Raw genomic sequence first — 18,018 nt, forward strand, 5'->3', positions numbered from 1 at the left:
GGAGAGGCCATGCTGATTGCGGTCATCGCCTATCTCGGCGGCGTGTTGACGATCCTCAGCCCGTGCATTCTGCCGGTGCTGCCCTTCGTCTTCGCCCGGGCTGACCAGCCTTTCCTGAAGGCCGGGCTGCCGCTCCTCGCCGGCATGGCGCTGACCTTCGCCGCCGTGGCGACGCTTGCCGCGGTCGGGGGCGGCTGGGCCGTGCGTGCCAATGAACTCGGCCGCGACGCCGCGCTGGTGCTGCTGGCCATATTCGGCGTGACCCTGCTTATCCCCTCGATTGCCGACAGATTGACCCGGCCGATTGTCGCACTCGGCGACCGGCTGTCGCAATCGGCGGCGACCGAAGCGCACGCCGGCGAAAAGATTCTCTCCTCTTTCGTGCTGGGCATTGCCACGGGTCTGCTCTGGGCGCCATGCGCCGGGCCGATCCTCGGCCTCGTTCTGACGGGCGCGGCATTGCAAGGCGCCAATGCCAAAACCTCGCTCCTGCTGCTCGCCTATGCGGCCGGCGCGGCGACCTCGCTGGCCTGCGCTCTGCTGATTGGCGGGCGCGTCTTCGCCACGATGAAACGCGCGCTCGGCGCAGGCGAATGGGTGCGCCGCGGACTGGGCATCGCGGTGCTCGCCGGTGTCGCCGCAATCGCGTTGGGTTTCGACACCGGTTTTCTGGCCCGGCTTTCGGCCGCGCCGACCAATGCGCTGGAGCAGGCGCTGATCGAAAAGGCTACGCCAGCGAAGCCGGCAACGCCCGTCGTCATGAGCGACGGCGCGGGCGCGATGATGATGTCGTCGCACCATCCCACCGCTGCGACGGCTCTGCCTATCGAGGGCATCATGCCCTCGCTCGCGGGCGCGACGCAATGGCTGAACTCGCCGCCGCTGACTGCGGAAGGCTTGCGCGGAAAAGTCGTGCTGGTCGATTTCTGGACTTACTCCTGCATCAATTGCCTGCGCACGCTGCCTTACGTCCGCGCCTGGGCCGAAAAGTACAAAGACAAGGGCCTCGTCGTCATCGGCGTACACGCGCCGGAATTCGCCTTCGAAAAGAATATCGACAACGTGCGCCGCGCGGTCGGCGAACTCGGCATCACCTATCCCGTCGCGATCGACAATGATTATGCGATCTGGCAGGGGTTCAACAACGAATTCTGGCCCGCGCATTATTTCATCGATGCGCAAGGCCGCATCCGCCACCATCATTTCGGCGAAGGCGATTACGCCGGGTCGGAGAAAATCATCCAGCAGCTTCTGGCCGAAGCGGGACGGAACACTGATGCCGCCAACATTGACGCAGGCAACATCGTCAAAGTCTCGGCTGGCGGCGCCGAGGCCGCGCCGGATATGGCGGACGTGCAATCGCCCGAAACCTATATCGGTTATGATCGGGCGCAGAATTTTGCTTCGACGGAGAATGCGGCGCGGAACATGCCGCATGTCTACGCACTCGCGCCGAAACTCGCGCTAAACCAATGGGGCCTGACCGGCGATTGGACGGTCGGTGGCGAGCACGCGGCCCTCAATGCGCGGGACGGCTGGATCACCTACCGGTTTCACGCGCGGGATTTACACCTCGTGCTGGGGCCGGGCGAAGCCGGCAAGCCAGTGCGCTTTCACATTCTTATCGATGGCCACACGCCGGGCGCCGATCACGGCGCCGATGTGGACGCTACGGGCAACGGGACGGTAACGGAGCAGAGGCTTTATCAACTGGTCCGGCAAAAGGGCTCCGTCACAGACCGTACATTCGAAATTCAATTTCTCGACCCCGGCGTCGAGGCTTTCGCTTTCACATTCGGATAGGAGGCGCTTATGTCACAACGACACATGATTTTGGGCCTCGGCGCGGCGGCGCTGATCGCAACCGGAGCCCTGTGGTCAAGCTCGCATGGCAGCGCCGCACCGGCGATGCGTGTGCCGGCGCCCGCCATTGATGAGGCGCCGCAAGCGGAAAGCGAAACCGCCGTCGTCGCCGGCGGCTGTTTCTGGGGCGTGCAAGGCGTCTTTCAGCATGTGAGGGGCGTCGCGCAGGCGCTCTCCGGCTATTCTGGCGGCAGCGCGGCGAACGCGCATTACGAGCTTGTCGGCACCGGCCAGACCGGCCATGCGGAATCCGTGCGGATCACCTTCGATCCGCGGATCGTCAGCTACGGGCAGATCCTGCAGATCTATTTCTCGGTCGCGACCGATCCGACGGAGTTGAACCGGCAAGGCCCGGATGTCGGCAGTCAATACCGCTCGGTCATTTTCGCCGCGGGGGATAGCCAGAGAAAGGTCGCCTCGGCCTATATCGCGCAACTGGACAAGGCGCATATCTTCGACGCGAAGATCGAGACGCACGTCGATCCGTTCAAGAGCTTCTATCCGGCCGAAGCCTATCATCAGGATTTCGCGACGCTGCATCCCGACGATGGCTATATCGCCGAGAACGATCTGCCGAAGATCGACAATTTGCGCCGTCTGTTCCCGGCGCTCTATCAGGCAGAGCCGAGACTGGTGGGAACGGCAGCGGAATAGAGGCTCGCGCGTCATGGCCGGCCTTGTGCCGGGCATCCACGCCGTGCCGCTGCACATAACGCGAAAGGTTTGCGCACCCCGATTACGTGGATGGCCGGGACAAACCCGGCCATGACAATCTGGTGCGCCGAGGCAGATGCTTACAGCTTCAGCGCCGCCTTCAGCTCATTGAGCTGATCGCGCTTCTCCGTCGCGACGCGGCGCGCCTCGTTGGACTTCGCGTCGGCGACGTCTTCTTCTGCATTCTTGAGATCGGCGTCGAGCTTGGCGGCATCGAGTTCCTCGAGCGCGATGGCCTGCTCGGCGAGGATCGTCAAGCCGTCCGGCGCGATCTGCGCGAAGCCGCCACGGACGAAGAGCCGCGTCTTCTGCGACTGCGATTGATCGTATTCAATGATGCCCGGCTTCAGCAAAGCGAGCGTCGGCGCATGGTCCTTCAGCACCGTGAACTCGCCCTCGACGCCAGGGACGACGACCGCCTCGACCTCGCCCGAGAAGACAAGTTTTTCCGGCGAGACGAGTTCAAAGGGAAAAGTCGGCATGATCAGTTCTCACCCTTTTAGCCGCGCCGCGTAACGAGCAGACCGGCCAGTGCGCCGAGCACGCCGCCGGCAACCGTGTAAATAGCAATATGCTGAATCTGGGTGTTGGTCAGGGGGCCGGTGTCGTGCGCCCCGGCGGCATGATCGCCCTGAACCTCGATCGACATCGGCCCGAGTTTGAGTTCGGCCGCTTCCGGCCGCGTGAGCCAGCCGACGAGCGCGCCCAGCCCCAATCCGACGATCAGAAACAGGACGCGTGTGTTCATGTCAGGCGGCTTCCTTTGCGAGACGCTCGGCCTTCTGCACCGCTTCGTCGATCGAACCGACCATGTAGAAAGCGGCTTCCGGCAGATTGTCGTACTTGCCCTCGATCAGGCCCTTGAAGCCCTTGATCGTGTCGGCGAGCGACACGAGCTTGCCGGGTGAGCCAGTGAAAACTTCCGCGACGTGGAAAGGTTGCGACAGGAAGCGTTCGATTTTGCGGGCGCGGGCGACGGTCAGCTTGTCCTCTTCGGAAAGCTCGTCCATGCCCAGGATGGCGATGATGTCCTGCAGCGACTTATAGCGCTGGAGGATCTGCTGCACCTGGCGGGCGACATTGTAATGCTCCTCGCCGACGACGAGCGGCGAGAGCATGCGCGAGGTCGAGTCGAGCGGATCGACCGCCGGATAGATGCCCTTTTCCGCGATGGTGCGCGAGAGCACGGTGGTCGCGTCGAGATGGGCGAAGGAGGCCGCGGGGGCCGGGTCGGTCAAATCGTCGGCCGGGACATAAATCGCCTGCACCGAGGTGATCGAGCCCTTGTTGGTCGTCGTGATGCGCTCCTGCAGATCGCCCATGTCGGTCGCAAGCGTCGGCTGATAGCCGACGGCCGACGGAATGCGGCCGAGCAGCGCCGACACTTCCGAGCCCGCCTGAGTGAAGCGGAAGATGTTGTCAACGAAGAACAGAACGTCCTGGCCCTTGTCGCGGAAATCTTCCGCCACGGTGAGGCCGGAGAGCGCGACGCGCATGCGCGCGCCCGGCGGCTCGTTCATCTGGCCATAGACGAGGGCGCATTTCGAACCCGCGGCCGAACCGTTGTTTTCATGCGGATCGACGTTGACCTTCGACTCGATCATCTCGTGGTAGAGGTCGTTGCCCTCGCGCGTGCGCTCGCCGACACCGGCGAAGACGGAATAGCCGCCGTGCGCCTTGGCGATATTGTTGATGAGTTCCATGATCAGCACGGTCTTGCCGACGCCGGCGCCGCCGAAGAGGCCGATCTTGCCGCCCTTCGCATAAGGCGCGAGCAGATCGACGACCTTGATGCCGGTTTCGAGAATCTGCGCTTCCGTCGCCTGATCGGCATAGGAGGGCGCCGGCTGATGGATGGCGCGGCGGGCCGTGGTCTGGATCGGACCGGCCTCATCGACCGGCTGGCCGATGACGTTCATGATGCGGCCCAGCGTCTCGTCGCCGACGGGCACGCTGATCGGCGCGCCGGTGTCGATGACCTCCTGGCCGCGCACGAGACCTTCGGAGACGTCCATCGCGATGGTGCGTACCGTGTTCTCGCCGAGGTGCTGCGCCACTTCGAGCACCAGGCGGTTGCCGCCGTTCTGCGTCTCAAGCGCGTTCAAGATCGCCGGCAGGTGATCGTCGAACTTGACGTCGATGACGGCGCCAATCACCTGGGTGATGTGACCAATGGACTTGGTTTCGTCGGCCATGCTTCGTCCTCTTTAGAGCGCCTCGGCGCCGGAGATGATTTCGATGAGTTCTTTCGTAATCATCGCCTGACGTGTGCGGTTGTATTTCAATGTCTGCTTCTTGATCATTTCACCGGCGTTGCGCGTGGCGTTGTCCATCGCGCTCATCCGCGCGCCCTGCTCGGAGGCGGCGTTTTCGAGAAGCGCGCGGAACACCTGCACCGAGATATTGCGCGGCAAAAGCTGGGAGAGAAGCTCGTTCGGCTCGGGCTCCGTCTCGTAATGGACGGACGCGTGGCCGCCACCGCCCGGAAGCTCCGCCGGGATGATCTGTAACGCCGTCGGGATCTGCGCGATCACCGAGCGGAAGCGCGAGAAGAACAGCGTCGCGACGTCGAACTCGCCCTTTTCGAAAAGAGCGATGATCTTGCGGCCGATCTCGTCGGCATTGCCGAAGCCGAGCTGGCGCACGCCGCGCAATTCGATGGTTTCGATGATCTGCGCGCCGAACTGGCGCTTCAGAAGCTCGTAGCCCTTACGCCCGACGCACAGGATCTTGACCGTCTTGCCCTGCGCCTGAAGCTCCACCGCCTTGTCGCGCGCGAGACGCGCGATCGAGGAATTGAAAGCGCCGCAGAGGCCGCGCTCGGCCGTGCAGACGATAAGAAGCTGGCGGGCATCGCTGCCCGTACCGCCGAGCAGCGGCGGCTTGGTACCGCAGAAGCCGGCGGAAACGCCGGTCAGTACTTTTTCCATACGCTCGGCGAAGGGCCGCGCCGCCTCGGCCGCCAATTGCGCGCGGCGCAGCTTGGCCGCGGCGACCATCTGCATCGCCTTGGTGATCTTCTGCGTCGCCTTGACCGAGGCGATGCGATTGCGCAGGTCCTTCAACGAGGGCATGTCGGCTCCGCTCTCAGTTCAACGCGTTGCTGCCTCACGCGAAGGATTTGGCGTAGGTCTCAACGATCGATTTCAGCTTGGCGGCCGAATCGTCCGAAAGATCCTTCGAATCGCGGATCGTCGCCAGAAGATCCGGGTGGCTGGAGCGCAGCAGCGCCAGCAGCCCATCCTCGAACGGCTTGACGCGGTTGACCGGCAGCGCATCGAGATAGCCGTTGACGCCGGCGTAGATGACGGCGACCTGCTCCTCGATCTTCAGCGGCGAGAACTGCGCCTGCTTCAGAAGCTCCGTGAGGCGCGAACCGCGCGCCAGCAGCCGCTGCGTCGTCGCGTCGAGATCGGAGCCGAACTGCGCGAACGCGGCCATCTCGCGATATTGCGCCAGCTCGCCCTTGATCTTGCCGGCGACCTTTTTCATCGACTTCGTCTGCGCCGAGGAGCCGACGCGCGAGACCGAGAGGCCGACGTTCACCGCCGGACGGACGCCTTGATAGAAGAGGTCCGTCTCCAGGAAGATCTGGCCGTCGGTGATCGAGATGACGTTGGTCGGAATATAGGCCGAAACGTCGTTGGCCTGCGTCTCGATGACCGGCAGCGCGGTGAGCGAGCCATTGCCGTGCTCGTCGTTGAGCTTGGCGGCGCGCTCCAGCAGGCGCGAGTGGAGATAGAACACGTCGCCCGGATAGGCTTCGCGACCCGGCGGGCGGCGCAGCAGCAGCGACATCTGGCGATAGGCGACGGCCTGCTTCGAGAGATCGTCATAGACGATCAGCGCGTGCATGCCGTTGTCGCGGAAATACTCGCCCATGGCGCAGCCGGCGAACGGCGCCAGGAACTGCATCGGCGCGGGGTCGGAAGCCGTGGCGGCGACGACGATCGAATATTCGAGCGCGCCATGCTCTTCGAGCACTTTGACGAATTGCGCGACTGTCGAGCGCTTCTGGCCGACGGCGACATAGACGCAATAGAGCTTGGCGCTTTCGTCGGTGCCCTGATTGATCGACTTCTGATTGAGGATCGCATCGAGCGCCACGGCGGTCTTGCCGGTCTGGCGGTCGCCGATGATGAGCTCGCGCTGGCCGCGGCCGATCGGGATCAGCGCGTCGATCGCCTTGAGGCCGGTGGACATCGGCTCATGCACCGATTTGCGCGGAATGATGCCGGGCGCCTTGACGTCGACGCGGGCGCGGCGCTGGGCGTTGATCCGGCCCTTGCCGTCGATGGGATTGCCGAGCGCGTCGACGACGCGGCCGAGCAGCTCCTTGCCGACCGGAACGTCAACGATGGCGCCGGTGCGCTTGACGGTCTGGCCTTCCTTGATGTCGCGGTCGGAGCCGAAAATGACGATGCCGACGTTGTCGCTCTCGAGGTTCAGCGCCATGCCGCGCACGCCGCTCTCGAAGGCGACCATTTCACCGGCCTGGACATTGTCGAGGCCATAAACACGGGCGATGCCGTCACCGACCGAAAGAACCTGACCTACCTCGGTGACTTCAGCCTCAGTCCCGAAATTGGCGATCTCTTTTTTCAGGATCGATGAAATCTCTGCGGCGCGGATATCCATCAGCCGACCTCTTTCAAACGTGTGCGGAGAGAATTGAGCTTGGTTTTGAGCGAGCCGTCGATCATGCGCGAGCCGAGCTTGACGACAAGGCCGCCGATGATGCCGGGATCGACCTTCAAGGCGAGCGCGACGGATTTGCCTCCGGTCGCTTCGGCGAGGGCGCTTTTCAGCGCCTCGACATGCGCGTCCTTCAGCGGCACGGCGGCGGTCACTTCGGCGCGGATACGGCCCTTGTCCTGATCGTCGAGCTTGTGGAAATCGGCGATGATGTCGCCGATATGGGTGAGCCGGCGCTTCAGCGCGACGAGCTTCACGAAATTGGCGGAAATGCCGGAAATGCCGGCCTGGGCGAGAATGTCGTTCAGCGCCCTTAATTGCTCCTCGGCGGAATAGATCGGCGCCGAGACGAATCTCTTGAGATCCTTGCTCCCGGCGACCAGCGCCGCGAAATTTTCAAGGTCCTTGGCGACCTGATCGGTCAGGCCCTGCTCCTTGGCGAGCTCATAGAGCGCCACGGCATAGCGGCCACCTACTCCCGATACGATGCTTTCGTCTTGCGCCAAGACAATTAACCCTTGAATCCGAAGGCGAAATGGCCCGGCTTCCAAGAGTTCGCGCAGCAATTCGCGACCAACCGCAAGCGGGCAAGAGAAAGCCAGGTTTGGGCGCGAAACTCGCCATCCCTCCCAAGGCGAGCGGTCCCTAACATATGGCTTTTTTGCGCGCAACCCGTCCACGGGTGCATAAAGCCGCGGCAGTCTCTCCCCTCATCGGGACGCTGGCCACATGCGGGCTTTTGCCTATATTTTGCGCGAGACTTGGAGCAGTGTCATGGCCGCAGCCGTAACCTCGATCGTTCTCGATACGCCGGCGGCGGATTTCCGCCTGCCCGCGACCGACGGCAAAACCTACTCGCTCGCCGATGTTGCCGGCGAAAAGGCGAGCGTCATCGTCTTCATCTGCAATCATTGTCCCTATGTGATCGCGGTGATAGACCGCCTCGTCGCCGATGCGCGGCTGCTGCTCGCGGAAGGGATTGGTTTCGCCGCGATCTGCTCGAACGACGCCAAGGCCTATCCCGAGGATTCTTTCGAGAAAATGCGCCGCTTCGCCGAAAAGCATAAATTCCCCTTCCCTTATCTCCACGACGAGAGCCAGAAGGTCGCGCATGCCTATGACGCGGTCTGCACACCGGATTTCTTCGGCTTCGACCGGCATTTGAAACTCAAATATCGCGGCCGGCTCGACGAGGGCCGCACCAGTCCGCCGCCGGCGGGCGCGCGGCGCGAATTGCTCGATGCCATGCGGCTCATCGCCAGAACCGGCCATGCGCCGGACCACCAGATTCCATCGATCGGCTGTTCGATCAAATGGAAGACAAATTCCTGAATTGGAGATGCAAATGACTACGCTCGAAGTTGGCGAAGGATTCGAGGTTTTTCTCGCCGATAACCAAAAGGCCTTCGGCGCCGTGCGCGAAGTCTCGCGCAACCGGCAGGACATTATCGTCTATGTCGAAAATGCCGGGGATTTCGTCATCCCGGCCGCGGCGGTTACGGCCGTCCATGCGCAGAAGGTGATCGTCGACCGGCACAAGCTCGAACCGCGCCTGATCGAAGCCATCGCCCGCGCGCACGCGGCCGAGGACCCGAATATCTAAAGGGTCGCCGCTCTTCTCACATGAAATTCTGCGGATCGACATCGACGGCGACGCGTACCCCGCCGCGCTCGGGTGGCGCGGTCGCCAGCATGGCGCGCAGAAAGCCCTGAAGGTCGGCGCTCTTCGGCGCCCGCACCAGCAGCCGCAAACGATGCCGGCCGCGGATGATGGCGATCGGCGCCTCGGCCGGTCCGAGCAGGCTGATCTCCTCTTCATGCGGCAGGCCGCCGAGCGCCGCGAGCCGCCATTTCGGATTCGGCGGCAGGGCATGCGCGGCGCGCACCAGAGCGCGGGCGTGATTTTCGGCCGAGGCGCGATCCTTGCCCGAGACGATGAGCGCCGCGAGCCGGCCGAACGGCGGCAGGCCGGCACGGCGGCGCTGCTCCGTCTCCTCGCTGTAGAAACGCTCCACATCTCCGGAGATGAGCGCGCGGATCACCGGATGCTCCGGCTGCCAGGTCTGCACCAGAGCTCGCCCGAGCCGCCCCAGTCGCCCGGCACGGCCCGTCACCTGCTGGAGAATTTGGAACGTGCGCTCCGCCGCGCGCGGATCGCCGTTCGAGAGGCCGACATCGGCGTCGATCACGCCGACGAGCGACAGCAGCGGAAAATTATGTCCCTTGGCGACAAGCTGCGTGCCGATAATGATGTCACAAGAGCCGTTGGCGACCGCATCGAGTTCCTGCCGCAGCCGCTCGGTGCCGCCGGGAAAATCCGACGACAGGATCAGCGCCCTGGCATCGGGCCAAAGTTTCGCGACTTCTTCCGCCAGCCGCTCGACGCCGGGGCCGCAGGGCGTCAGCGTATCGACATTGTCGCATTCCGGACAATGCTGCGGCACGCGCTCGATATGACCGCATTGATGGCAGACGAGCGCGCGGCGGAAGCGATGTTCGACGAGCCAGGAGGTGCAATTCGGGCATTGGAAACGGTGACCGCAGGCGCGGCAGAGCGTCAGCGGCGCATAGCCGCGCCGGTTGAGAAAAAGCAGCGCCTGTTCGCCGGCGGCCAGCGCCTCGCCGACAGCCGTGACGAGCGGCGGCGAAATCCAGTTGCCGCGCGGCGGCGATTGCCAGCGCAGATCGACGGCGGCGATCGTCGGCAGCTTCGCGCCGCCAAAGCGCGCGGCGAGCCGCAGATGCTTGTAGCGGCCTTGCTCGGCATTGACGCGCGATTCGATCGACGGCGTTGCCGAGGCGAGAATCACCGCCGCCTTGTCGATCTGGCCGCGCACCACCGCCATGTCGCGCGCATGATAGGAGACGCCATCGTCCTGCTTGTAGGCGGACTCGTGCTCCTCATCGACGACGAGGACGGCGAGATCGTTGAACGGCAGGAACAAAGCCGAGCGCGCACCGGCGACGACCTTCACCGCGCCTTGCGCGAGCCCGGTCCAGATGCGGGCGCGCTTGCGCGGGCTGACGCCCGAATGCCATTCCGCTGGCCGTACGCCGAAGCGCTTGGCGAATCTGTCGAGGAATTGCGCCGTCAGCGCGATTTCCGGCATCAGGATCAGCGCCTGCCGTCCCTGGCGCAGAGCTTCCGCGACGGCCTCGAAATAAACCTCCGTCTTGCCCGAGCCGGTGACGCCTTCGAGCAAAGTGACGGAAAAGCCGCGCGATTCGACCTCGGCGACGAGCGCGGCGGCGCCCCTGGCCTGATCGGCCTCGAGCTGCGGCGGGGCGAAATCCGGATCGCAGAATTCCGCGACGGGCTCTGGCGGCAGCGCCACGGCCTCCAGCGTGCCCTCATCGACGAGCGAATCGATGACGCTGGTCGAGCACGCCGCGCGTTCGGCCAATTCGCTTTTCGTTACGGCAAGGTCGCCCTCCATCGCCGCGAGGACACGGACACGGGCGGGCGTCATGCGCTTGGGCTCCGGCCCTGCCCGGCGCAAGCCAATGCGGGGCCGTTCCTCCACCGCCGCGAAGGGCGCGCGGGCGCACATGCGCAGCACCATGCCGCGCGGGCTCAAGGTCCAGCGCGCCACCCAATCGACGAAGCTGCGCAGATTTTCGCTAAGCGGCGGAATATCGAAACGGGCAGTGACCGTCTTGAGATTGCTGCCCCTGGCGCCTGCCGCGATGTCCCAAACCGCGCCGACGGTCTGCCGTGTGCCGAGCGGAACTTCGACGAAGTCGCCCACGGCGAGATCGAGCTCGTCCGGGACGCGATAGGAATAGGCTTGATCGATCGCGACGGGCACGAGAACTTCGGCCACGCGCGGCCCCTTACGACTCGTGCGCTCGCTCATGCGCGAGGCTTAGCGCGCTTTCCGACCCGATGGAATCATCTCGTCGATAAGAAATCGCGCCAGCTCAAAATGTCGGAGCATGTTCCAATCGAAAAAGTCATACAACTTTTTCGGAACATGCTCCAGAGCATCGCCCCGGCCGGTGGAAACCGAAATATTACGCCGACGCCGCTGCGACCAGCGGCGCCACCTCCTCGGCCCAGACGGTGAATTTCGACAAGATGCTGGGCCCGAAACTATGGGTCAGCGGGACGTCGGCAGCGTCGCGGCCGTGCGCGACGAGGATACGGCCGATGCGTGGCGCGTTGTTGCGCGGATCGAAAACGTGCCAGCGCCCGCCCAGATAAACCTCCATCCAGGCGGCGAAATCCATCGCCTCGTAGGGCGGCGGCAGACCAATGTCGGTGATGTAGCCGGTGCAATAGCGCGTCGGAATATTGAGGCAGCGGCAGAATGTGACGGCGAGATGCGCATAGTCACGGCAGACGCCCCGGCGTTCGAAATAGGCCTCATAAGCGGTGCGGGTCGGCCGCGAATATTCGTAGCCGAAGGTCATCAAGTCGTGGACATAGTCGCAGATCGCCTGCACCCGCGCCCAGCCGGCCGGCATATTGCCAAACAGCCGCCAGGCTTCGTCCATCAGCCGATCCGTCTCGCAATAGCGGCTGGCAAGAAGATATTGGATTGCATCCGTGGGAAGCTGCTCGACCGGATGCTGGACGGCATCGTGCGTCGCCATATCCCATTCGCCGGAATCGCGCACAACCGCATCGGTCAAAATCTCGAAATGCCCCGCGGGCGCGACGAAGCGGCAGCACCAATTTCCGAAACTGTCCCGATAGCCCTCAAGCGGCACGCTGGGGCGGGTGATGATATAGTCCGGCTGTTCGAGATCGGAGACGCGCGAATAATGCACGCTGAGCAGAACGATCATCGGCGTCGGCTGGGGAAACTCGAAATTCAGGTGACATCCAACCTTAATGCGGATCATTGGGCTTACCTCCGTCGAGAGCCCGGACTGAAAGAAGCGAAGCAAGTCCCGAGCCGGGTGCGTCTAACCATCTAACCTCGCTAAGGTTCCGCTTGCCGCGCAAAAACCGAAAGCCCCCGGTGACGACCGGAGGCTTCCGCAACATCCACCAGACTGCGAGCTTAATTGCAGACCTGAACCTGACGATACCCGACGAAATTGCCGTAGGCATCGTAGACAGGCTGACGGGCGAGGTAGCAATCGCCATAATACGCTGGTTGCGCGGCGGTCGCGGCAATAGCGAGACCGGTTGCGGCACCGACGCCGAAGCCGCCCCAACCCCAGCCGCCATATCCCCAACCATGTGCCGAAGCGGAGGTCGTGGACCCAGCCAGCGATACGACAACCAGAGCAACAGCCGAACCGGCAATAGCGATTTTGCGCAAATTGATCATAGCATGTCTCCCTTTCGATCACCGGAAATATGCGGCGATGAGGAGAGACTAGAGGCCGCGCGGCTGGTCGGAGGTGCCCGCACGCACGGGTGGAGAACCAAATCGCGTGCGCAGCGTCACACGCAGGCTTTTAAATGCAGCAGATGCGAAACCTCGCACCTGCTCTAGCCGATCTGGCCGTGACAGTGCTTGTACTTCTTGCCCGAACCGCAAGGACAAAGCTCGTTACGGCCGACCTTGCCCCACGTCGCCGGATTGTTCGGATCGCGGGCGGCCGCGACACCGCGCTCCGGCTGCTGCTGCAAGGCCACGGGCGAGGCGGCCGGAGGCAGAGCCGCCGCGGGCGGCTGCAGGGCCTCGATGAAACTGGCCGGCGATGGTGTCATCGCATCGAAACTCTGCGCCTGCAGAGGCGGCGCCTCATAAGCGAGCTCGACATGATTGATCTGCGCCGTCGTCGTCTCGCGCAATTGGGTGATCAATTCGCCGAAGAGCTCGAAGGCTTCGGACTTGTATTCGTTGAGCGGATCGCGCTGTGCCATGCCGCGCCAGCCAATCACCTGCCGCAGATGATCGAGCGTGACGAGATGTTCGCGCCAGAGCTGATCGAGCGATTGCAGCAGGATCTGCTTCTCGACATAGCGCATCAGCCCGGCGCCATTCTTCTCGACGCGGGCGGTATAAGCCTCGTCCGAGGCCTGCTCCAGACGCTCGCGCAGGATTTCGTCGGTGATGCCTTCTTCCTTCGCCCAATCGGCGAGAGGCGGAGTGATATTCAGTCCGGTCTCCACCGCCTTGGCCATCTCGTCGATTTCCCAGGTCTCGGGATAGGCATCGGCCGGGGCATGTTTGGCGACGATGTCATCGACGACGCCGTGGCGCATGTCGGTGATCATCTCTTCGAGCGAATCCTGGCCCATCATCTCGCGGCGCTGCTCGAAGACGACCTTGCGCTGGTCGTTCATCACGTTGTCGTACTTGAGGATGTTCTTGCGGATGTCGAAATTGCGGTTCTCGACCTTCTGCTGGGCTTTTTCGAGCGCCTTGTTGATCCAGGGATGAACGATTGCCTCGCCGTCCTTGAGGCCGAGCCGCACCAGCATGGAATCCATACGGTCCGAGCCGAAAATGCGCATCAGATCGTCAGTGAGCGCGAGGAAGAATTTGGAGCGGCCCGGGTCGCCTTGACGGCCGGCGCGGCCGCGCAACTGATTGTCGATGCGGCGGCTCTCATGCCGTTCGGTGCCGACGATGTAGAGGCCGCCGGCCTGGAGCGCCTTTTCCTTGAAACTCGCGACCTCGGCCCGGATCTCGGCCTCCTTGGCCTCACGTTCCGCGCCTTCCGGCAGGCCGGCACATTCTTGCGCCACACGCATATCGACATTGCCGCCAAGCTGAATGTCGGTGCCGCGGCCGGCCATATTGGTCGCAACCGTGATCGAGCCCGGCACGCCGGCTTCGGCGACGATATAGGCCTCCTGCTCATGGAAGCGGGCGTTCAGCACGGCGAACAGCTTCGCCGGCTTGCCGGCGCGGGCCGCTGCATAGAGCGGCTGGAGCGCGCCCGGCGCGGTGAAGTCGATCTGCTTATAGCCCTTCTTCTTCAGAAATTCGGCGAGCTGTTCGGACTTCTCGATCGACGTCGTGCCGACAAGCAGGGGCTGCATCTTCTGGTTGGCGGCATCGATTTCGGCGACGATGGCGGTCAATTTCTCTTCGGCCGTGCGATAGACCTCATCGTCCTCGTCAAAGCGGCGCACCGTCTTGTTGGTCGGGATCTCGACGACATCGAGCTTGTAGATTTCGGCGAATTCGTCCGCCTCGGTCGAGGCCGTGCCGGTCATGCCGGCGAGCTTCTTGTAGAGCCGGAAATAATTCTGGAAGGTGATCGAGGCGAGCGTCGCGTTTTCCGGCTGCACCTGCACGTGCTCTTTGGCCTCGAGCGCCTGATGCAGACCTTCCGAATAACGCCGGCCGGGCATCATGCGGCCGGTGAACTCGTCGATGATGACCACTTCGTCGTTGCGGACGATGTAATCCTTGTCGCGCTGGAAGAGCTTGTGCGCGCGCAGAGCCTGGTTGACGTGATGGACGATCGTCACATTGCCGGCGTCGTAAAGCGAGCCGTCCTCTGCGCCGAGCGAGCCGTTTTCGCGCAGCAATTCTTCCATATGCTCGTTGCCCGCCTCGGTGAGGCTGATCGTGCGCTGTTTCTCGTCGAGGTCGTAGTCCTCGGGCTTGAGGTGGGGGAGCAGCTTGTCGATGGTATTGTAGAGCTCGGACTTGTCGTCCGACGGGCCGGAGATGATGAGCGGCGTGCGCGCCTCGTCCACGAGGATCGAATCGACCTCATCGACGATCGCGAAAGCATGTTGGCGCTGAACCATCTGGTTCAGCTCATACTTCATATTGTCGCGCAGATAGTCGAAACCGAATTCGTTGTTGGTGCCATAGGTGATGTCGGCGGCGTAGGACTCGCCTCGCTGGCTGTCGTCCTTGCCGTGGACGATGGTGCCGACCGTCAGGCCAAGGAAATTATAGACGCGGCCCATCCATTCGGCGTCGCGGGTGGCGAGATAATCATTGACCGTGATGACATGGACGCCGGTGCCGGGCAGCGCATTGAGATAGGCCGCGAGGGTGGCGACCAGCGTCTTGCCCTCGCCGGTGCGCATCTCGGCGATTGCGCCCTCATGAAGCACCATGCCGCCGATGAGCTGAACATCGAAATGGCGCTGGCCGAGGACACGCCGCGCCGCCTCGCGCACCGTGGCGAAAGCCGGCACCAGCAGATCGTCGAGCTTCTTGCCCGCCTTCAGCTCGGCGCGGAACTTATCCGTCTGGGCGCGCAATTCGGCATCGGTCAGTTTCTGAATTTCCGGCTCGAGCGCGTTGATCGCCACGACCTTCGGGCGATAGGTCTTCAGCCGCCGCTCATTCGACGAGCCGAAGATTTTCTTAGCTACCGAGCTGAACATTCAAAGCCCTTTCGCGGTCCACCGTCTCGTCAAGCCGTTGAAAGCGGATGCGGAGCGCCGCCGCGGCGGGCGAAGGCCCCATGCAACCGAGCCGACTCCGACATCGGACCTAATCTGCGTCTGTCTCAACGCGGTGAAATCAAAACGCGCAACGCCGCTTGGGCGCACTGCAGCAACCCGTGCCGGGATGCCCCGAGAGATAAGAGGGGGGGTCCAGCTTGTCAATCGAAGCCATTTTGCTTGTTTTTTGCGTTCCGGGCTTGGCGAAAGGCCGCGGCGCAATTAAGCCGGAATTCCCATCCAAGACCCCGCCAGCCGGGCGACATTTTCCCATATTGAGGAGCCTCCGCATGATTTCCCTGAAAAGATTGCACGCGCGCGCCCTCGGCGCCGGCATGATTATTTTGGCTGCGACGCCGCTGGCGGTCGTCACGCCAGCCGCGGCGACCGAAGTCCTGGCAACGGTCAATGGCGTCAACATCACCGACGACGACCTGCGCATCGCCAGCGAGGACCTGGGCGACAGCGTCCCGCGCCAGCTCGATGCCAAAGGCAAGCGCCAATATTTGCTCGATTATCTCATCGACGGCACGCTCGTGGCGCAGCAAGGGCTTAAGGACAAGCTCGATCAGGGGCCGGACTTCGCCAGGCAGCTCGCCTATTACCGCTCGAAAGTCCTGATGGAAGCCGTGCTGACCAAGGTCGCGCGGGACGCGGTCACGCCGGAAAATCTGAAAAAAACCTACGACCAGGCGGCCAAGGCGCAGAAGCCGGAGGAAGAAATCCACGCCCGGCACATTCTCGTCGCGACCCTGCCCGAAGCGGAAGCGGTCGAAAAGCGGCTGAAAGCCGGCGAGGATTTCGCCAAGATCGCGAAAGAGCTCTCCAAGGACACCGGCTCCGACGGCGGCGACCTCGGCTGGTTCACCCGCGAGAAAGTGGTGCCGGAATTCTCCAATGCAGCCTTCACGCTGAAGGTCGGCGAGATCTCCAAGCCGGTGAAGAGCGAGTTCGGCTGGCATGTGATCCAGGTGCTCGGCACGCGGCAGACGCAATTCCCGCCTTTCGACCAGATCAAGGGTCAGGTCACCTCCTACGTGGTCCAGAAGGCGCAGACGGAATTCGTCGAGGGATTGCGCAAGGATGCCAAAATCGTCCGGCTGGATGCCGCGCCGACCCCGCCCGCGCCCGTACCGGACAAGAAATAACTTAGCGCCGGCCGAAGAAGGCCGCCGTCCGCGGATCGGCGCCCGGCCCCGCGGCGAAATGGATCGTCTCCGCCGTCACGGCCTCGCCGGCGGAGGTTTCGACCCGTACCGGCGCGAGAGCGCTGCCTTCGGCATCGGTCAGCACCACCGGCGGGCAGTCATCGCTCTCCCAGCGGTCGCCCCATTGCATCAAGGCGACGAGGGCGGGCAATAGCGCCCGCCCCTTCTCGGTGAGACGGTAAAGCGGGCGGGCATCGCTGCCGTCGCGCCACAGGATTCCCGCCGCGATCAGGGCCTCGAGCCGGCGCGCCAGAATGTTCCGCGCGACGCCCGAGCTTTTCTGAAAATCGCTGAACCGCGAAAGGCCGAAGAAGGCATCGCGGATGATCAGCAAAGTCCAGCCGTCGCCCACGGAACTCAGGGCGCGGGCGAGCGAGCAATTTAACAGGGACAGATCGGATTTTGGCGGCATGGTTGCAAAACAAAACCATTTTGGATAGTTTCATTATGCAACCAAAAGGGCGGCAGCTCAAGTTGCGCGGAGGATCGCGAGATGACGGGGAGTGCGCCACAGCAACGATCGCAAGCAATACCGCAAGCAATCGAGCCCTGCTTCTGGCCAGTGCTTGCCCTGACGGCCGGGGCTGCGGGCGTCGTGGCGACCAGTCTCTTTTATCTGCTTTCGCCGCCGGAGGCGGTGTTGCCCTTTGTGCCGCTCGATCCGACGCGGGCGGCGGCGGGCGCACTCCGGGGCGCGGCAACGCTACATGTCGCCGGGCTTATCGGCATCACCTCCGATGTGATCCTCGCTTCGGCGGCGCTGAGTCTCGGCGCGCAGGCGAGCCTCGAGGATAACGGCGACAGCCGCGCCCTCGGCTGGATGCTGATCGCCACCGCGACGCTGGTTTTCATCGGCGTCGATACGGCGCTCGGCTTTGTGCTTTCTGCCCTCGCCGCGCAAAGCTCCGGAGCCTTCCTCGGCGTCAAGATTTTCACCAATACGCTGTTCGCCCTCGGCACATTCGGCTTCGGGCTCGGCGGCATTGTATTGCTCACGCCCTATATCCGCGGCCGCGTGCAGGGGCTCGGTGGCACCGCGTGGCCAGCGCTCGTCTTCGCCGTCGTCTCGGCCCTCGCCGGAGCGGGTACGCTGCTCGGATTCGACCTCCACAATTTTGTCGGCCTCGGCATCGGCGGCGGCGCAATTGCCTTTGTGCTTGTGGGCCTGCGCCTGTTGCGGCCCGCGCGGCCGTAGCGCCGGAAATTTCATCGACCTGT

Annotated in this window: 17 protein-coding genes; 6 read left to right on the plus strand and 11 right to left on the minus strand. The window is 63.5% G+C overall.

The annotated features are described in order from the left end of the window. Nucleotides 1–9 precede the first annotated feature (9 nt). Together CWB41_RS03680 and msrA are read left to right on the plus strand one after the other, a co-directional pair. Nucleotides 10–1,803: a cytochrome c biogenesis protein DipZ gene (locus CWB41_RS03680; protein WP_115837235.1), complete on the plus strand. Its 1,794-nt coding sequence runs from the start codon at nt 10–12 to the stop codon at nt 1,801–1,803. A 9-nt stretch (nt 1,804–1,812) separates the two neighbouring features. Next, the gene (gene msrA / locus CWB41_RS03685) at nt 1,813–2,517 is read left to right on the plus strand and encodes a peptide-methionine (S)-S-oxide reductase MsrA (protein WP_115837234.1); all 705 of its coding nucleotides are present in this window, start codon (nt 1,813–1,815) and stop codon (nt 2,515–2,517) included. A gap of 140 nt (nt 2,518–2,657) precedes the next feature. Here the strand turns inward: msrA and CWB41_RS03690 are convergent, their stop codons facing one another. The 6 genes from CWB41_RS03690 to CWB41_RS03715 are packed head-to-tail and all read right to left on the minus strand — an operon-like array spanning nt 2,658 to nt 7,778. After that, nucleotides 2,658–3,059 carry a F0F1 ATP synthase subunit epsilon gene (locus CWB41_RS03690; RefSeq protein WP_115837233.1) on the minus strand — a complete coding sequence of 134 codons (402 nt, stop codon included), beginning with the start codon at nt 3,057–3,059 and terminating at the stop codon, nt 2,658–2,660. Nucleotides 3,060–3,076: 17 nt separating this feature from the next. Then, nucleotides 3,077–3,325 carry a hypothetical protein gene (locus CWB41_RS03695; RefSeq protein ID WP_115837232.1) on the minus strand — a complete coding sequence of 83 codons (249 nt, stop codon included), beginning with the start codon at nt 3,323–3,325 and terminating at the stop codon, nt 3,077–3,079. Between the two features lies 1 nt (nt 3,326). Continuing rightward, the gene (gene atpD / locus CWB41_RS03700; protein ID WP_115837231.1) at nt 3,327–4,772 is read right to left on the minus strand and encodes a F0F1 ATP synthase subunit beta; all 1,446 of its coding nucleotides are present in this window, start codon (nt 4,770–4,772) and stop codon (nt 3,327–3,329) included. A gap of 12 nt (nt 4,773–4,784) precedes the next feature. Continuing rightward, nucleotides 4,785–5,651, minus strand: a complete 867-nt coding sequence (locus tag CWB41_RS03705; protein WP_115837230.1) for a F0F1 ATP synthase subunit gamma — start codon at nt 5,649–5,651, stop codon at nt 4,785–4,787. A 34-nt stretch (nt 5,652–5,685) separates the two neighbouring features. Further along, nucleotides 5,686–7,215, minus strand: coding sequence for a F0F1 ATP synthase subunit alpha (gene atpA / locus CWB41_RS03710; protein WP_115837229.1), 1,530 nt, complete (start codon nt 7,213–7,215; stop codon nt 5,686–5,688). Then, nucleotides 7,215–7,778: a F0F1 ATP synthase subunit delta gene (locus CWB41_RS03715; RefSeq protein WP_115837228.1), complete on the minus strand. Its 564-nt coding sequence runs from the start codon at nt 7,776–7,778 to the stop codon at nt 7,215–7,217. The genes atpA and CWB41_RS03715 overlap by 1 nt, the downstream gene beginning before the upstream one ends. A 268-nt stretch (nt 7,779–8,046) precedes the next feature. Between CWB41_RS03715 and CWB41_RS03720 the strand changes: the two genes are divergently transcribed. Both CWB41_RS03720 and CWB41_RS03725 read left to right on the plus strand, forming a co-directional pair. After that, on the plus strand, nt 8,047–8,604 hold the full coding sequence (locus CWB41_RS03720) for a thioredoxin family protein (protein ID WP_115837404.1): 558 nt from the start codon (nt 8,047–8,049) through the stop codon (nt 8,602–8,604). Nucleotides 8,605–8,617: 13 nt separating this feature from the next. Continuing rightward, nucleotides 8,618–8,875, plus strand: coding sequence for a hypothetical protein (locus CWB41_RS03725; RefSeq protein WP_115837403.1), 258 nt, complete (start codon nt 8,618–8,620; stop codon nt 8,873–8,875). Nucleotides 8,876–8,891: 16 nt separating this feature from the next. Here CWB41_RS03725 and CWB41_RS03730 read toward each other — a convergent pair whose 3' ends face one another. From CWB41_RS03730 to secA, 4 genes are all read right to left on the minus strand, one after another. Further along, on the minus strand, nt 8,892–11,129 hold the full coding sequence (locus CWB41_RS03730; RefSeq protein WP_115837227.1) for a primosomal protein N': 2,238 nt from the start codon (nt 11,127–11,129) through the stop codon (nt 8,892–8,894). Nucleotides 11,130–11,286: 157 nt separating this feature from the next. Further along, a complete protein-coding gene (locus CWB41_RS03740) occupies nt 11,287–12,117 on the minus strand; it encodes a transglutaminase-like domain-containing protein (protein ID WP_115837402.1) in 831 nt (276 codons plus the stop codon). 164 nt (nt 12,118–12,281) lie between these two features. Next, nucleotides 12,282–12,554, minus strand: a complete 273-nt coding sequence (locus CWB41_RS03745) for a hypothetical protein (protein WP_115837225.1) — start codon at nt 12,552–12,554, stop codon at nt 12,282–12,284. A 164-nt stretch (nt 12,555–12,718) separates the two neighbouring features. Then, the gene (secA, locus tag CWB41_RS03750) at nt 12,719–15,532 is read right to left on the minus strand and encodes a preprotein translocase subunit SecA (RefSeq protein ID WP_115837224.1); all 2,814 of its coding nucleotides are present in this window, start codon (nt 15,530–15,532) and stop codon (nt 12,719–12,721) included. Between the two features lie 350 nt (nt 15,533–15,882). Between secA and CWB41_RS03755 the strand changes: the two genes are divergently transcribed. Continuing rightward, nucleotides 15,883–16,740 carry a peptidylprolyl isomerase gene (locus CWB41_RS03755; RefSeq protein WP_115837223.1) on the plus strand — a complete coding sequence of 286 codons (858 nt, stop codon included), beginning with the start codon at nt 15,883–15,885 and terminating at the stop codon, nt 16,738–16,740. 1 nt (nt 16,741) lies between these two features. On the opposite strand, the gene CWB41_RS03760 is transcribed toward CWB41_RS03755, so the two are convergent. Beyond that, nucleotides 16,742–17,212 (minus strand): winged helix-turn-helix transcriptional regulator, encoded by a 471-nt coding sequence (locus tag CWB41_RS03760; protein ID WP_115837222.1) that lies wholly within the window; start codon nt 17,210–17,212, stop codon nt 16,742–16,744. Nucleotides 17,213–17,293: 81 nt separating this feature from the next. Between CWB41_RS03760 and CWB41_RS03765 the strand changes: the two genes are divergently transcribed. After that, nucleotides 17,294–17,995 carry a hypothetical protein gene (locus CWB41_RS03765; RefSeq protein ID WP_129396387.1) on the plus strand — a complete coding sequence of 234 codons (702 nt, stop codon included), beginning with the start codon at nt 17,294–17,296 and terminating at the stop codon, nt 17,993–17,995. The last annotated feature ends 23 nt before the right edge of the window (nt 17,996–18,018 follow it).

The organism is Methylovirgula ligni (assembly GCF_004135935.1).
In the GTDB taxonomy this organism is placed as follows: Bacteria; Pseudomonadota; Alphaproteobacteria; order Rhizobiales; family Beijerinckiaceae; genus Methylovirgula; species Methylovirgula ligni.

Coding starts and splice junctions, on each gene's coding strand:
- CWB41_RS03680 (WP_115837235.1), top strand. CDS start 10: ATGCTGATTGCGGTCATCGCCTATCTCGGCGGCGTGTTGACGATCCTC.
- CWB41_RS03765 (WP_129396387.1), top strand. CDS start 17,294: ATGACGGGGAGTGCGCCACAGCAACGATCGCAAGCAATACCGCAAGCA.
- atpD (WP_115837231.1), bottom strand. CDS start 4,772: ATGGCCGACGAAACCAAGTCCATTGGTCACATCACCCAGGTGATTGGC.
- atpA (WP_115837229.1), bottom strand. CDS start 7,215: ATGGATATCCGCGCCGCAGAGATTTCATCGATCCTGAAAAAAGAGATC.
- CWB41_RS03695 (WP_115837232.1), bottom strand. CDS start 3,325: ATGAACACACGCGTCCTGTTTCTGATCGTCGGATTGGGGCTGGGCGCG.
- CWB41_RS03720 (WP_115837404.1), top strand. CDS start 8,047: ATGGCCGCAGCCGTAACCTCGATCGTTCTCGATACGCCGGCGGCGGAT.
- CWB41_RS03690 (WP_115837233.1), bottom strand. CDS start 3,059: ATGCCGACTTTTCCCTTTGAACTCGTCTCGCCGGAAAAACTTGTCTTC.
- CWB41_RS03725 (WP_115837403.1), top strand. CDS start 8,618: ATGACTACGCTCGAAGTTGGCGAAGGATTCGAGGTTTTTCTCGCCGAT.
- CWB41_RS03730 (WP_115837227.1), bottom strand. CDS start 11,129: ATGAGCGAGCGCACGAGTCGTAAGGGGCCGCGCGTGGCCGAAGTTCTC.
- CWB41_RS03755 (WP_115837223.1), top strand. CDS start 15,883: ATGATTTCCCTGAAAAGATTGCACGCGCGCGCCCTCGGCGCCGGCATG.
- secA (WP_115837224.1), bottom strand. CDS start 15,532: ATGTTCAGCTCGGTAGCTAAGAAAATCTTCGGCTCGTCGAATGAGCGG.
- msrA (WP_115837234.1), top strand. CDS start 1,813: ATGTCACAACGACACATGATTTTGGGCCTCGGCGCGGCGGCGCTGATC.
- CWB41_RS03760 (WP_115837222.1), bottom strand. CDS start 17,212: ATGCCGCCAAAATCCGATCTGTCCCTGTTAAATTGCTCGCTCGCCCGC.
- CWB41_RS03745 (WP_115837225.1), bottom strand. CDS start 12,554: ATGATCAATTTGCGCAAAATCGCTATTGCCGGTTCGGCTGTTGCTCTG.
- CWB41_RS03705 (WP_115837230.1), bottom strand. CDS start 5,651: ATGCCCTCGTTGAAGGACCTGCGCAATCGCATCGCCTCGGTCAAGGCG.